This window comes from Candidatus Palauibacter sp., from assembly GCF_965208055.1.
Lineage (GTDB): Bacteria > Gemmatimonadota > Gemmatimonadetes > Palauibacterales > Palauibacteraceae > Palauibacter.
Map to the genome: position 1 here is coordinate 3,689,106 of NZ_CBDBNY010000004.1, position 13,672 is coordinate 3,702,777.

Annotated in this window: 9 protein-coding genes; 1 reads left to right on the forward strand and 8 read right to left on the reverse strand. The window is 65.8% G+C overall.

Annotation, left to right across the window (positions count from 1 at the left end; genetic code table 11):
- Positions 1 to 100 precede the first annotated feature (100 nt).
- The 6 genes from ACOGXI_RS16185 to ACOGXI_RS16210 all read right to left on the reverse strand — a co-directional run bounded on the left by ACOGXI_RS16185 (position 101) and on the right by ACOGXI_RS16210 (position 11,784).
- The gene (locus ACOGXI_RS16185; RefSeq protein ID WP_419939844.1) at positions 101 to 3,304 is read right to left on the reverse strand and encodes a DUF1156 domain-containing protein; all 3,204 of its coding nucleotides are present in this window, start codon (positions 3,302 to 3,304) and stop codon (positions 101 to 103) included.
- Positions 3,301 to 4,104 carry a hypothetical protein gene (locus ACOGXI_RS16190; protein WP_419939845.1) on the reverse strand — a complete coding sequence of 268 codons (804 nt, stop codon included), beginning with the start codon at positions 4,102 to 4,104 and terminating at the stop codon, positions 3,301 to 3,303. Before ACOGXI_RS16190 ends, ACOGXI_RS16185 begins: the two co-directional genes overlap by 4 nt.
- A gap of 303 nt (positions 4,105 to 4,407) precedes the next feature.
- The gene (locus tag ACOGXI_RS16195) at positions 4,408 to 4,770 is read right to left on the reverse strand and encodes a hypothetical protein (protein WP_419939846.1); all 363 of its coding nucleotides are present in this window, start codon (positions 4,768 to 4,770) and stop codon (positions 4,408 to 4,410) included.
- An 82-nt stretch (positions 4,771 to 4,852) separates the two neighbouring features.
- Positions 4,853 to 6,832, reverse strand: coding sequence for an ATP-binding protein (locus ACOGXI_RS16200; RefSeq protein WP_419939847.1), 1,980 nt, complete (start codon positions 6,830 to 6,832; stop codon positions 4,853 to 4,855).
- On the reverse strand, positions 6,829 to 7,932 hold the full coding sequence (locus ACOGXI_RS16205) for a DNA cytosine methyltransferase (protein ID WP_419940230.1): 1,104 nt from the start codon (positions 7,930 to 7,932) through the stop codon (positions 6,829 to 6,831). Before ACOGXI_RS16205 ends, ACOGXI_RS16200 begins: the two co-directional genes overlap by 4 nt.
- Before the next feature lie 180 nt (positions 7,933 to 8,112).
- The gene (locus tag ACOGXI_RS16210; protein ID WP_419939848.1) at positions 8,113 to 11,784 is read right to left on the reverse strand and encodes a helicase-related protein; all 3,672 of its coding nucleotides are present in this window, start codon (positions 11,782 to 11,784) and stop codon (positions 8,113 to 8,115) included.
- Between the two features lie 95 nt (positions 11,785 to 11,879).
- Between ACOGXI_RS16210 and ACOGXI_RS16215 the strand changes: the two genes are divergently transcribed.
- On the forward strand, positions 11,880 to 12,011 hold the full coding sequence (locus ACOGXI_RS16215; protein WP_419939849.1) for a hypothetical protein: 132 nt from the start codon (positions 11,880 to 11,882) through the stop codon (positions 12,009 to 12,011).
- A gap of 17 nt (positions 12,012 to 12,028) precedes the next feature.
- On the opposite strand, the gene ACOGXI_RS16220 is transcribed toward ACOGXI_RS16215, so the two are convergent.
- Both ACOGXI_RS16220 and ACOGXI_RS16225 read right to left on the reverse strand, forming a co-directional pair.
- A complete protein-coding gene (locus ACOGXI_RS16220) occupies positions 12,029 to 12,334 on the reverse strand; it encodes a ubiquitin-like small modifier protein 1 (RefSeq protein ID WP_419939850.1) in 306 nt (101 codons plus the stop codon).
- A complete protein-coding gene (locus tag ACOGXI_RS16225) occupies positions 12,334 to 13,488 on the reverse strand; it encodes a WD40/YVTN/BNR-like repeat-containing protein (RefSeq protein ID WP_419939851.1) in 1,155 nt (384 codons plus the stop codon). Before ACOGXI_RS16225 ends, ACOGXI_RS16220 begins: the two co-directional genes overlap by 1 nt.
- Positions 13,489 to 13,672: the final 184 nt, after the last annotated feature.

A 13,672-nucleotide genomic window follows, 5' to 3' on the forward strand; every position in this document is an offset into this window, starting at 1 on the left:
CCGTATGCAAGGCGGGAGGAAGTGCGCACTACTCCGCGTCGCGGGGGTACGAATGGGCGCGATGATGCGCTACCGGGCACGGATCGATACGACCCGCCGCTCACAGAAGGGATCCCTGGACCGGTAGTGCCGGGGTCGCCGCCGGGTTGTGGTCGCGCAGGTGGTTCTGGACCGATTCAAGCAGCGCGCGCTCCTCGGAGCCGCGCTCGGCCAGCTCGATGACGGCCTGCACCACGCTGGCGAACAGTTCGTGCTTCCACAACCCGCGATCGCTGAGGTAGCTGTTGACGCGGGCCTGTTCTCCGGTCTTCCAGAGTTGCATGACCTTGTGTACACAATCGATGAGTGCCGGGGTCGCGCCATCTGCCGTCGGCTGACCCAGACGGTGGCCGCGGCGTTGGTTCCACCCCTTGAGGCGGACCTCGCTGCCCGACGTCCGCTGCGCCTCCGCGCCTTCCTCGTCAGACGCGGTGGCCGAGGCTCTCCCACCGCGGGCGAGCAGGTCGTGCCTGCTCGCCAGATCGGCGTCGGACAGGTTGCACGAGAGTGCGTACAGGATGCACGCGCCGGCGGGCGCCGCCTCCAGGCCGAAATCGTTCCGGTGCAGCAGATAGTAGGTCGTGACGTCGTCCAACTCCGTGGCCGCACCATTCCGCTGAGAAAGCAGTTGGCCTACAACGAAGCCGACCACCATGCGTCGAACGTGTCGCAGGAAGTCCGCCACGGTCAGAACGTCACCCGGCCGGTCGGCTCGCTTGACGACGGGATGTCGGCTGAACGCCTCCAACGCCGGCCCCGTGGCCGACCATACGAAGTCGGGTCCGCGAATCCCCGCATCCCAAAAGTCGCGTAGCCGTTGCGTGATCTTCTCTCGCATCTCGGAGAGAACGTTACGCTCCCATCCGGGATTCACCGGCGCCGTGCGCTTCCGGCATACGAGCCAGATCGACGACGCGAGCGCAGCGGAGGACATGGCGCGCTGCCGAGTCTGCATTTCGGTCTGAATTGGCCACGAGCCCGTCACCACGAACCCCGCCCGTATCAACGCCGACACAAGCGTCTCCCAGGCATCCGGACTCTTGTTCGCGAACACGATAACCAACCGGCCATCGTCGCCGAGGGCCCCGTGGAAGCGACGGAATGCCCGCGCCATCCCCTCTTCATAGTTGCTCTTCGAAGCTTCCCGGTTTCCCTTGAACCGGCTCGCATCGTCGATAAGCTCGCCGTCGGACGCGCCCGACTCCCACTTCGGACCCAAGGGGTCCGCGAAGGCAGCGTCCGTCGCGGATGAGAGGCCATGGAGAACCCGACGAAGCCAGACCTGAAAGAAGTCCATCAGGTCCGAATACGGGATAGCGTCGTAGTACGGCGGGTCGGTGCAGATCACGTCGAGCCCGGTAGGCTGGGCGGCGATCGCGCTCCGGGTCTCAACTTCCACGCACGGTGCATGCGACCCGGCGGGCAGCGCATGGTCAGCGTAGCGCGCGACCCATTCGAGCATGCCCCTGAACCCGCCGGTCGTGGCGGACAGCGGGTTCACCTCGCAATAGTCCCACACCATCGGGAGGGCGAACCGTGCGAACGTTTGGCGGAGCTTCTCGCCACTATTGTGCCACGAGCAGACCGCGCTGCTGTAGTCGCTCAACTTGCTGAACGCACATGCCAGATAGACCGTCAGAGCCTCCCGCCACTCGTCCGAGTAGCCATCCATGGCCGTCGCAACGGAGCGGATCTCGCGAGAGAACGTCCCTAGCGTCAGAAGCTGGCGGCAAGTGAACAGCTTGTCCCACGAATCGAAACCATAGCGCGCCACACGCATGCCGAGGGCGTCCTCGTCTGCGGTGGGGTCGTTCGGCATGCCGTATGGCACGTCCGAATACAGCGCCTCAAGCTCGCCCCTACTAACGCTCGTGGCTTCGATGTCTCGCTCTGTCGGGGACCGATACTCCTTGCCGGTCTGTCCATCCACCACCACCGCCGTCATCCGCGCACCAAGTCGTCCCGACCGGCCTTGGGCGCGCAACTCGGCCATCCCGGTCACGGCCGCGCAGTTCGGGCACTCGACTCCGCTCGCGCTCATGGTGCCCGCGCCGAGCACTTGGTCGTGCTGCCGCTGCTGAGCGGCCGATCCCGATCCCTTCGGCACGTCCGTCGCCACGGCGAACTCGACCCCGCGTCCATCAGCTCGCTTCGTCATCGTCAAGAGAACCCGCTTCACCGGGGACGACTTCTTGCACAGCCAGCGCGTCTTAAGGAGCGGGATCTCGGCTCGGCAGCCGCCGCACTCGGTCGTGCGCGCCCAAAGATAGGCAACGACCGGCTTGGCCACCCAGCGCGGGTTGGCTTCGTCCTTCAGGTAGGCCTCGTCAAAACCGGCGTTCAGCGTATCGACCGATAGGTGTCCGTCCGCGTCCGGTTCGAGCAGACGGGGCTCTCGCCGCTTGTATGGCTTGGGTTCCGCCCGCGACGCATGGGCTTGGCCCCTGCGGCGCACGGGCTCGAACTCGGCATAGGTGGGGTACCGTGTGGCCAACTGCCGCCTGACGCCCTCGAGCACGCGCAGGCCCCACGCCCGGACGTGCCAAGCGAAGTTCGCCTTGGCGTTGGCGTCGTCTCGAAGCACGGAGGAGGAAAGCTGCACGTCACCGCCATCGCGGTGTCCCAGCTCGGCGAGTGCGTTCCTGATCTGGACCTTCGTTCGCGCGCCGCGCGACTTAACGAGCGCGGTGGCGAAGTTCCGGTCGCGTAGCGCGAATGCAGGCAGCGGCCTCTCCTCCCGTCCCACAAGTTTCGGGTAGTGAAGCGTACAGCGAAGGATGAACCACGCGACGGGATTCAGGTCAGAGGCGAACGTCTCGCAGCCAAGCCGCATCGCCTCCAGCGGAATCGCGCCGCCACCCGCGAAGGGATCGAGCACCCGCGGCGCCCGCCCGCCGAACGCCTCCCGTATCTCCTCCCGCAAGCGGTCCAACTCGGGGTCGGTTTCCTGCCCCCAGTGAAGCACGCCGCCCGCCGTCTCCTTGAGCTTGGGATCCTCCGCGCCGCCCTTGAACTTCTTGGGCACCAACCGTCCCGCGATACGCCGCCCCAGTTCGCGCCGACCCTCGTCGTCACCGGGATCGGGCAACAGCGTGGCCAGCAGCATCGCCCGGCTCGCCGCCAGCGGCCTCCGCGCCGGCCAGATGTGCAGAGTCGAGATGTGCCCATGCCGCACGTTCTTCTCATGCACCGAATCCAACGAAATCTGCCGCAGCGGCAGCGTTGCTTCAGCCAGCCGCCGATCTTCGGCGCGTGGACTCCTCATTCTCTGCCCTCCCCACCGGTACCGCCCGAAAGCGTCGCGGTCCGCTGCTTATCGAGCAGATACGTACAGAAGGTCGCACATGCCGAGATCATGAATGCGGCTTCCGCCTGACCAACCCGGCCAACTCTTTCCGAGCCCCCGTGCCGTACGCCCGGTTCGTTCGAGGCCCATCCATAGAGCTTCTCAAAAGCGGAACCGAAAGCCGGATGGATGTCCAAGCTTGCTTCGTTCTGTAGCTTCGCGAGAGTCTTGCCGAGGCGCGTTTCGCTAGGTTCAATACTCTTCGCCACGGACTCGACTGCCGAGATGCTCTGATGCACGCTCTCGCGCCATTGACCGCCTCGAAACAGCTCTCCCGCGCGGAGCAGATGCGTACGCGCGGCAGAATGACCGGCATCGCGTAAGCCGTGCTGGGCCAGTATGATCGCCTCTTGCTCTTCGGTCGTTGCCGCGGGGAGAATCGTCGGTGGGCCGCTCGTGTCAACGAAGTATGCCACGTCGCTTTCCCGAAAAGCCTTCTTGATGTCCGCGACGAACTTCGGCGGACACCGAGCGTGCCTCATGGCGTCCTGAACCAAGTCGAGGATCCGGCCATTTGGCGTGTCGCCGAGGAAAAACGGTCGAAAGGCGTCCCGCACGGCGCGGAAAGCAGTGCCCCGACGTCCCAATACTGGGTCTTCGTAACTCAGGTCGTCGCTCGGAACGCCGAGATACGTCCGTGCTAACGAGAGTACGACATGCTCCCAATCGCCAACCACAAGGACGAGTGCATAAGATCCTGTCGCGGGATCGCTGATCATGGCGCGTGTAGTCGCCGTGTCAAACGCTTCCCAAAAGAGGGTCCGCACTGCGCTCGACAACTCTCCCAGAGCAGGGCGACCGCGTAGCTGCTCCAAGTGTGGATCGGGAAGCCGATCACGGTCAATCATCGGCATTGGTGGAAAGTCACGCACCGTACTTGTTGTGGGGCCGACCAGACTCGGTGCCGTATGACTCCGACTCCTTGCGCAGCGGAGATCCCAGCAGCGTCCACATCACGTTTTCCGGCGTGCCTGGTATCAACTCCGGCCATTCGCCCTCCACCGGCCTGCCGCGCTTGCGTTCTAGCTCTCTCTGTCATCGTTCTTTCTCGGCGGTAAAGAAAACATGTCCATACCCTTCTCTACCAGATGATCCGCTTCCCGCTTGGCTAGCGCATCAGCCAACACAAGCTTAGCGGCTTGCACTTCATGTTCCAGTGCATCCAACACTCTTGCCAAGTGTCGCACTTGCGATTGACAAACTTTGACGTAGTTGTACCGCCCGCCATCTCGAATACCCCAAAGCGTCACCGCACTATCGACGAATTCCTGTATGTTGAAGTCATGCAAGAGTCGCTGCGCCTCCGATACCCCTACAATCACTTTGTCGGCATGTCGTTGAAATGCGATGTAATCATGGTCGTACGACGCCTTCATTTCAGTCACGTTATGACTCCTCGTTTCTTCAGCTTCGCCAGCGATTCCTCGATCGTACCCACGTTCGTATGCAGTCCTTTTCCGAATCTGATCACGGCTTCCCGTCGAGGCCGAAGTCGTGCGCCAGGGCTGTCAACAGATCGTCCAGGTCGGAGGCTTGCGTTCGTGCTTCCAGATAATCCTCGTAGCTTGCCTCGGCCTGTCGCACCAGTTCATCGTATGTGACGTACCTAGCCCCGATTGCCTCGAGTATCCGACGGTTGGTTTCGGGATCTTCGTGGGGCGTCGGTGCCGCGCCGAGAACGGCGACGCACTCCACGTCTTGCGGCTGCCCATGGTACTTGTCTCGCAAGCATTTCGTCAAAGCACCACGGTATTTTCGTAACTGCTTTACGAGATCGGTGGCGCTGACTCGCGTGCCGTATCGTTTCAGTTCCACGATCACATGCTTCCCCGGCACCGTCTGGAACCTGATGTCGATCCGTCCTCGTCGCTCCTCGTCCGTGAGACCAGCGTCGATCTTCTCGAACTCCGCCCGGACCGTCTCCTCCATGCGGGGAACTGTCGCAGCCCGCTCCCAAGACGGGTGAAGGAGCCACAGATGGCTGAAGAGGTGCTCCTGCAACGCTCTCTCCAGGGCGTCCGGCAAGAGGTTCCGCAAGGCTTGGATTACCTTCAGGCGTCCCTCGACGATGTCCCGGTAGCGTGTGGCTTCGATCTCATCCACACCGGTCATGAGACGGGAGAGGAGGTCAAAATCGCGACGCGTCTCAACGTGGTCGAGCGCGCTGAGCATGTCTTTGAGGGCTAACTTCTCAAATGCCAGAATCGACGCACGATACAACTGGTATTTGGGCTCGTCTTCGCCGAGCCGCAGCGCCTCGATCTTGACGAACAGTCGCTTCGCCGTCCGCTGTGTGTCGGGCCCCATCCTCTCGTACCATGCCTTCACCGAAGGGTACTCTAGGGCCCTCTGCACTCCAGCCTGTTTCCGTTTCCGGTCCCACTCGTCCCGAATCGAATGAAGGGCCGCGTTCACGACCGTCTTCACCGCCACGTATCTCGCGTCGTCCTGTTGGACTCGTTGCCTGCCGCTCGTGATGATGTCGTCGTTGTCGTCATCCAGAAAATCTGCAATGACTTCGCCGATGACATATTCGGTGTAGACGCGCGCTTGACGGTATTCGGGAAGCATGTCTTCGTGAATCAGCCGGCCGCGGGCCGAGAGGACGACCGCGTTGTTTACGTCGTCCAGCTGGCTGGGCTTGCGGACCGTGCCGATGAAGCCGCGGATCGTGTGTTCAACCGGCGGACCCCCGTTGGGCGGCAAGATGGGCACCACGTTAGGTAGGGCTCCGGCGCTGTCACCCGATGGTGCCCGGGAGAAGTCCCAATCATCTGCGGCGTCGCCGAAATGCCAGATGAACTCCATGTCGTTGAAGTAGTCACGGTCATCGAGAGTGATCGGGTCACCGTCGATGAGCACGCTGAAACCATGCCTATCGCCGATAATGCTGAACCGGCGCGCCAGGCGGCGGCGCAGGTGGTCTGAGGCCCACGAGGGCCGTTTACGGAGGTCCGTAAGGCGGATCAGCGTGCCTCGGTCGCTCTCGTCGACAAGGCAATCGATGGGCTCGGGGAAGTAATTTCCAGCGGTGCCGGCGGCCTCCTCGATTTCCTTTGTGTTCATCCGAAACGCGTGTATCGATTCCCCGTCGGAAGTGTGAACGTCAACGGTGTCGGCGATGGAAAACGCCGCGAGTTTGCCGATGCCCTTGCGCCCCATCACGGTGCGCCCCCCTGGCGTCTCCGCGTGCTTCCTGCGGCGCTGATAACCGACCGTGAGGAACTTGGCGTTGATGTCGGCAAGGTTCATGCCGTGTCCATCGTCATGGATCGAGATTGACGGAGTCTGGTGATCGAAGTCGATACGGACACGGCTGGCGTCCGCATCCCACGCGTTGGCCACGAGTTCCGACAGAACGGCGGGTATATTGCTGTAGAGTCCGATGCCGAGGTGTTTGAGGACGTCGAGACTGATCGTCATGAAGTAAAGGTGACCGTCGGTCATGCGGCATGCTCGCGGATGTGAGTGCGAATAGTGTTTCCGATGGCGGCGGCGAGGGCGACCGGAACCGCGTTACCAATGTGGCGTCCAACGCGAGCGAACCACACGGGGTCTTCGGGAGCCGTGAACTCATAGCCCTGCGGGAAGCTCTGCAGTAACGCAGCCTCGCGCAGTGAAATCGCCCGGTCCTGGGCCGGGTGTCCGAAACGCCCGCGTCCGAATGAGAAGCAACCCGTCGTGAGCGTGGGAGAGGGCTTATCCCACTCCATGCGGCCGTAGACGTTCTTGTAGCTCGCGCCCGTTTCGCGGCGGTGGCAGGGAGAGAGAAGTTCCTGATCTCCCCACTCGGACCACGGTCGCCCGGGTTTGGCCGCCCGGATTCGACGGAGGTTCAGCGGCGTTAGGCGGGACACCCGGTGCAGCGAGTCCGCAGTGTCCACCTCACCGGCGGCGAGTGCGGGCATGTGTTCGATCGTCTCACGAACCGTGGCGTGCATGACGACGGTCGGCGCCGGGACGGGTATGGGGCCGAGCCTCGACGCGAGAACCACGAGTCGGCGGCGATCTTGAGGAACGCCGTAGTCGGCGGAGTTAACGACCTCCGCCGATGTCTTGTAACCGGCACCCTCGAGGCGCTCCAAGAAGCGGCGGAAAACCTTCCCCTTCTTGAAGGACTTGAGGCGGGGAACGTTCTCCATCGAAACGATGTCCGGTTGGACTGCGGCGATCCGGTCCATGAACAGGTCGACGAGCGACCACTTGTCTCGGGGTCGCCCGGGGCCGGCGCTATAGGGGGAGAAGGGCGTGCAAGGGGCGCACCCCACCAACACGCGACCAGCGTCGTCGGGAAACAGCGCCGCAATCTCCTCGCCGGAGACTTCTTCCAGCGGGCGACCAACGAACGTGGCGCCGTTGTTCGCCTCGAACGCGTAGCGACAGGTTTCGTCCGCGTCGACCCCCGCAGTCACCTCAAAACCGGCGCGCTGAAGTCCGTGGCTCAGCCCTCCAATTCCGCAAAACAGATCGACGACGGCCCACCTCGCATCCGCCCGTCGAGCGGTTGCGCCGGACACCGTATCCTGCTGCTTCTTGATGTCGTCCATCACGACACCTCCCAAAGCTGGCTGGCCAGCGTTAGTCGCTGTGCTGCACGGTCTCGGTCGCCTTCGATAAGGTAGCGAAAATCCACCGGGGCGACGTGACGGATGGTCATCCCGCTGCTTGACGGTCCCGACGCGTCGGGCGGCAGCGGGGGCACGGTCGCGGGCCCACGATGATGATTCTCATGCGGGGGGCTCCGCCGCTCCCAGCACTTCGCCGACGGAAATGCTCCAGCGGCTCTTGTTGGCTGCGAGCAGGCGGTTGAAGGGGTCTCGGATGCAGACAAGCTGCGGGTTGGGGGTTGCGCAGTCGTACACGACGTAGAGCCAATACTCGTCCCGGAGCTGGCAGGCGGCCGTCCACTCGTTGTCCTCCACGCGAATCTCGGCTCGGCCGGCGCGGCCCTTGACCTCGATGTGCCGCTTGCCGCCGTCGGGTCGGGTCGCGAGCAGGTCGAAGCCGGGGTAGTCGCCCAGGCCCGCCGCCCGCGCGCCGCGCGGCCGAGAGACATCCACCACCGTCGACTTGCGGACGCGCTCCCATTCGGAGGCGATGCGCATGGCGGTCTCCTCCGCGTGCGCGTCAAATGTCTCGACCTCGTCGCCGTCGCGGGGTGGGAGGGCGATCGCCAGCGCGCGGAAGCGAGGCTCCGCAGGCACGATGCGCCCCGCTGCGGCCTCAAGTTCCTCGGTGGCGGCCGAGCGCTCCAGGCGGAGGTCGGCCTGTTCCCGCTTCACCGCGTCCAGTTCCTCCGCATCCGCGTCCGGGTCGCGCGACAGTGCCGAACGGCGACCGGCCACGTGGGCCGCGCGCAGGTTGAGGTTCAGCGTGATCCGCGCCCGCCGCTCGGGAATCGTGTCCCGAACCAGCGCCCGCCGAGCCTCGGCCACGCGCTGCGCCTCCTCATGCAGGTGCGCGTTCGTCTTCGCGCGCAGGGTGATGGCCTTGGTCGCGAGGGGGACGGTCCCGGGAGGCACATGCCGAGCCTCTCGAAGGAATGAGACGTATTCGAGCGGCAACGGCGCGATCCGGCCGTCCTCCCCCTGGCGGAGGCAGGCGAGTCGCTTCTCCAGCGTGCGGCGCGCGGGGGCGCCGGGGGCGGTCTCGTCCTCCGCCTCCTCCAGCACGGCCAGCTCGCCCAGGTGGACGAGGTAGGGTTCCTCGGCCCGCGGATCGATGAAGATCGCGCCTCGCTGGGCGTCTCTCTCGCAGGTCGCCAGGACGCGGGCGCACAGGGCGTCGAACACGGGTTCGCCGGGGTGGAGCCAGATGCAGAGCTCATCGCCCTCCGGACGCCGCACGCGCAGCCGGTCTCCGGCCTCGGGCGGATAGGCCTCCAGGGCCGGAAGCAGCGGATCCATCGCGCTCCCGCGGGCCGGAACGAGCGCGAACACATCGTTGAGGTCGCCGCGAATCTCGAGTCCCAGCAACGGCGCCGCCAGTTCCACGAACCGCAACACCCACGCGGGGAGCAGGTGCAGATAGCGCTCGCGCTCGACCTCGCCGCGCAGCGTCTCCAGACGGCCGGCCACATCGTCGCCGGGACCGTAGTGGCGCGCGTCGTCTTCTTCAACGCCGCGTACCGCGTCGCTGCCGAGTCTGGACATCTGATCGCGCGCCCGCCGCTCGCCCTCGTCCGTCAGCGTGTCCCGCATGTATTCGAGTAGCGACCGGTTCTCGAACAGCCGCCCGATCACGTCGAACACCTTGTCCGATTGCAATTCCCCGCGGATCGCCTCCAGCCTTTCCAGCAGCACCGTGAGGACGCGACCCTCCCGCGTGTCGGTGGACACGAGGTTGAAGATGCGGACGTCGTGTTCCTGTCCGTAGCGGTGGATGCGACCCATGCGCTGTTCGAGCCGGGCCGGGTTCCACGGGATGTCGTAGTTCACCATCAGCCGGCAGAACTGGAGGTTGATCCCCTCCCCGGCGGCGTCGGTCGCGACGAGGAAGCGGGCGCCGGAGGGATCGCGGAAGCGCTCCACGGCCTCCTCGCGTTCGGGCCAGGCCATGCCGCCGTGGATCGTGGCCACCCGGCCCGCGTGCCCCAGCGCCTCCAGCCGCCGGACGAGATAGTCTGCGGTGTCGCGGTGCTCGCTGAACACGAGCCACTTCTCCTCCGCGTGCTCGGAGTTCTCCAGCAACTCGCGGAGCCGCTCGAACTTCGACTCCCGTCCCGAGTCGATGAGATGGTGCGCGCGGTCCCTGAGATCGCGCAGCGTCTCGATTTCCTCCCGCAACTCCTCGACCGTGACCGCGACGACCGCCCCGAGCACCGCGTCCTCGTAGTCCTCGTTGCGCTCTCGCCGCCGGTCATCGTGCTGGTCGTCGGCCGAGTCGAATTCCTCGAAGAAATCCGCCCTGAACGTCCGGTCGAGGCGCGTCTGGCGGCGGCCGAGAGCGGCCGCGTCGATGCGCCCGGCTTCGAGATCGGCGACCAACGCCTCGACCTTGCGGATACGGCGCTCCAGAGATGTGAACAGCGCCCACGTCGAACTGGCCAGCCGTCGCTGGAACACGCCCATGGCGAGCTTGACGGCCTGCCGGTTTTCCATGGCCCGGCCGTACGAGCGGCGCAGATACTCCGTGGTGCGGTCGTACAGCGCCCGCTCGCCGTCGGGTCCCTCCGTGAGGTCGTAACCGAACGTGTCGCAGCGGCGGTCGCGGAAGATGGGCTGACCGTCGAAATCGAGCATCTCCTCCTTGGTGCGGCGAATGAAGTGTCGCGAGCGATCCTCGGGTGGGAAGCGGCGCCACGCCTCTTCCGTTCCGAACACCCGGTGGTCCAGCAGCCGCCACAGGTGATGGTACGGAGAATCCTTGCCCATGTGGGGCGTGGCCGTCAGGAGCAGGAGATGATGCGCCGACCACTTGAGGCACGACCAGTCGGGCTCCGTCGAGCGGCCTTCGTGTCCGTTCCCCTGCCGGGCGCGCGGCGTCCCGGACGAACACCCCGCCAGCGCCTCGGCGAGCTTGTAGCGCTGGGTCTTGCGGGTTCTCGCTCCTTCGCTGGTGGCGCTCAGCTTGTGCGCTTCGTCGAAGACCACGAGGTCGTAGGGTGCAGTGCCCGCATCGGCCAGCCTGGAGAAAGCGGTGCTCCCGCGAAGCGTGTCTAGCGAAACGATGACCCGGTCGCTCCCGGAGCCGGCGAACGGATTGCCCGACCGCGCGTCAGGGCCCGACACGATGCGGAAGTCGAGCCGGAAAAGGGTGCGGAGTTCGCGCTCCCAGTTGCCCACGAGGCCGGCCGGGGGGACGATCAACACGCGCCGGATCCGTCCGCGCATGAGCATCTCGCGCACGTAGAGCCCGGTCATGATCGTCTTGCCCGCGCCCGCGTCGTCCGCGAGCAGGAAGCGGAGCGGCTCCTGTATGAGCATGTGCTCGTAGACTGCGATCCGCTGGTGGGGCAGAGGATCGATACGCGAGATCTCGCTCGCAAACGCTGGATTGAACTGGTAGCCGTGCGTCAGCCGGAGACCTTCCACAAAGAGAGAGAGCCGGTCCGGGTCACCGGTGAAATCGAGGAACGGGAGGTCGCGAGCACCTTGAGTTCCGCCTTGAAGCGTGTCCGCTCCGCCAAGGTGTCGCGGGCGATGCAGAGCCGTGTCCAGAGCGTATTCCTCCTCCAGTTCGCCAAGCCGCCGCAACGCCAGTTTCCGGGGGATCGACTGGCCCGTCTCCCACCGATGGATGGTGATGACCGAAACGCCGAGCCGCTTGGCGAAGCTCTCCTGTGTGAGCTTCAACCCGTGCCGAAGGCGACGAACGCGGGCCGCGATGCCTCCGTCGGCCTGGGCGGAAATCGCCGGGCTTACCGGGTTCGAAGGCGGCGAGTCGAGACGTGATGGCATCGCGTAAGGTCGCCCATCCCCGACCCTGAGTCAAGCAGTTCCAGACGGCTCGCCGGACAATCTATCATTTGATATGTTACGAGCGCCGCCGGGTGTTGACGATGCCGCCAAACGGCTGGCGGCGATACCGCGACGCGGTATGGCGGGCGGGCGAGATCAGCGTCCCGCCGGACTTCGACCGGATGGGGTCGGGAGAAATCGCGTCGCTGTTCGACGCTGCACCGTAACCTCGGCGCGGCCCGCCTCAGCCGCCGCTCAGGGCGGGGAGGACGACGACTTCGGCGCCGTCCGCCACGGGCGTATCCAGGCCGCTCAGGAAACGGATGTTCTCGCCGTCCACGAAGATGTTCACGTGCGGCCGCAGGCGGCCCCGTTCCGTGATCAGGCGGTCGCGCACGCCGGGGTGGGCGGCCCCGAGTCCGGCCAGGATGTCCCGGACCGCGGCGGGCGCGCCGGGGATGTCGACCACCGCCCGTCCGCCGGTCAACTCCGTCAGCGCGGCCGGCAGCGTCACGCGCGCCACGCCGCCGGCCGGCGTCCCGGAGGGCATCACGCCTCCCGAGGGGCGCACGCCTTCACGCACACCACCGGCGGGAGACCCTCGCACACCAGCCGCCAGGTCGTCCCCGCGTCGCGAGAGGCGTACACCTTGCCGCTGCGGGTGCCGAAGAACACCTGCGCGGGGGCGAGCGTGGCCAGCGCGTCGCGCAGCACGGTTTCGTACGCGTTCCGCTGCGGCAGTCCCTCGGTGAGCGCCTCCCAGCTCGCGCCGCCGTCCCGGGTTCGGTAGACGCGCAGCTTCGCCTCCGGCGTACACCGGAAGCCGTCCGATTCGAGCGGGACGATGTAGACCGTGTCGGCATCGCCCGGGTGCATCGCCATCGCGAAGCCGAAGTCGGACGGTACTCCGTTGGCGATGTCCGTCCACGAATCGCCCCAGTCGTCGCTGCGGTACAATCCCCAGTGGTTCTGCAGAAAGAGCCGGGCCGGGTTCGACGGATGGTGCACGATCTTGTGCACGCACTGGCCGAACTCCGGGTGCTTGTCGGGGAGAAACTCCGCCCGCACGCCTTCGTTGCGCGCGGTCCACGTCGCGCCGCCGTCGTCGCTGCGGTACGCCCCCGCCGCCGAGATGGCGATCGTCGCGCGCCCCTCCGGCTCGCCGTCGGTGATGATCGTGTGCAGGCACAGCCCGCCGGCGCCCGGCTGCCACCGCTCCCGGTGCGGATGGTTCAGCAGCCCCTCCACCGCCTCCCACCGCTCGCCCGCATCGCGGGAGATGAACAGGCAGGCCGGCTCCACGCCCAGCCGGATCACATCCGGTTCGCGGACCGAGCCCGGCTGGATCTGCCAGATGCGCTTGAGAGCGAGCCCGGAGTCCTCGGGAAACCTGACCGAACGCTCGGCCTTCCCGGACCAGCTCGCCCCGAAGTCGTCGGAGAAGCGCAGCGTCGTGCCCCAGAAGGGATTGTGCGGCGCCGCCCACAGGCGCGACCTGCCGGCCCGGTCGTCGTACGCCATCGCGTAGACTTCCTCACCCGGAAAATGGGGGCCGTCCAGCTCCCAGCCCCCGCCGCCGTCGCCGCTCCCGTCGCCGCCTCCGTCGTTCAGTCCGCCGCCCGCCCGCGCCCGCGCCAGGAAGGCGCCCTTTGTCGTGCCCAGCAGGAGCGTGCCGCCCCCGTTCGTCTCGACGCCACTCGCCACGATCCGTTCCCTCGTCCTTACCGAGTTGTTCGCCAGTCGTTTTTCGCCCGTTGTTACGCCCGTTGCTTTCCCGTTGTTTCTCGGTCGTTTCCCGGTCGTTTCCCGGCCGAAGTGGCCCGAGGCCAATGTACAACGTGGGCGCCGGCGGAGTGGCGTCGGCCCGCCGGCAGAGTGCCCGGGCCCG

What these genes read in the sequence shown, in the direction of transcription:
- ACOGXI_RS16185 (WP_419939844.1), bottom strand. Translation starts at nt 3,304, where the DNA reads ATGAGGAGTCCACGCGCCGAAGATCGGCGGCTGGCTGAAGCAACGCTG.
- ACOGXI_RS16190 (WP_419939845.1), bottom strand. Translation starts at nt 4,104, where the DNA reads ATGATCAGCGATCCCGCGACAGGATCTTATGCACTCGTCCTTGTGGTT.
- ACOGXI_RS16200 (WP_419939847.1), bottom strand. Translation starts at nt 6,832, where the DNA reads ATGACCGACGGTCACCTTTACTTCATGACGATCAGTCTCGACGTCCTC.
- ACOGXI_RS16205 (WP_419940230.1), bottom strand. Translation starts at nt 7,932, where the DNA reads ATGGACGACATCAAGAAGCAGCAGGATACGGTGTCCGGCGCAACCGCT.
- ACOGXI_RS16210 (WP_419939848.1), bottom strand. Translation starts at nt 11,784, where the DNA reads ATGCCATCACGTCTCGACTCGCCGCCTTCGAACCCGGTAAGCCCGGCG.
- ACOGXI_RS16220 (WP_419939850.1), bottom strand. Translation starts at nt 12,334, where the DNA reads ATGCCCTCCGGGACGCCGGCCGGCGGCGTGGCGCGCGTGACGCTGCCG.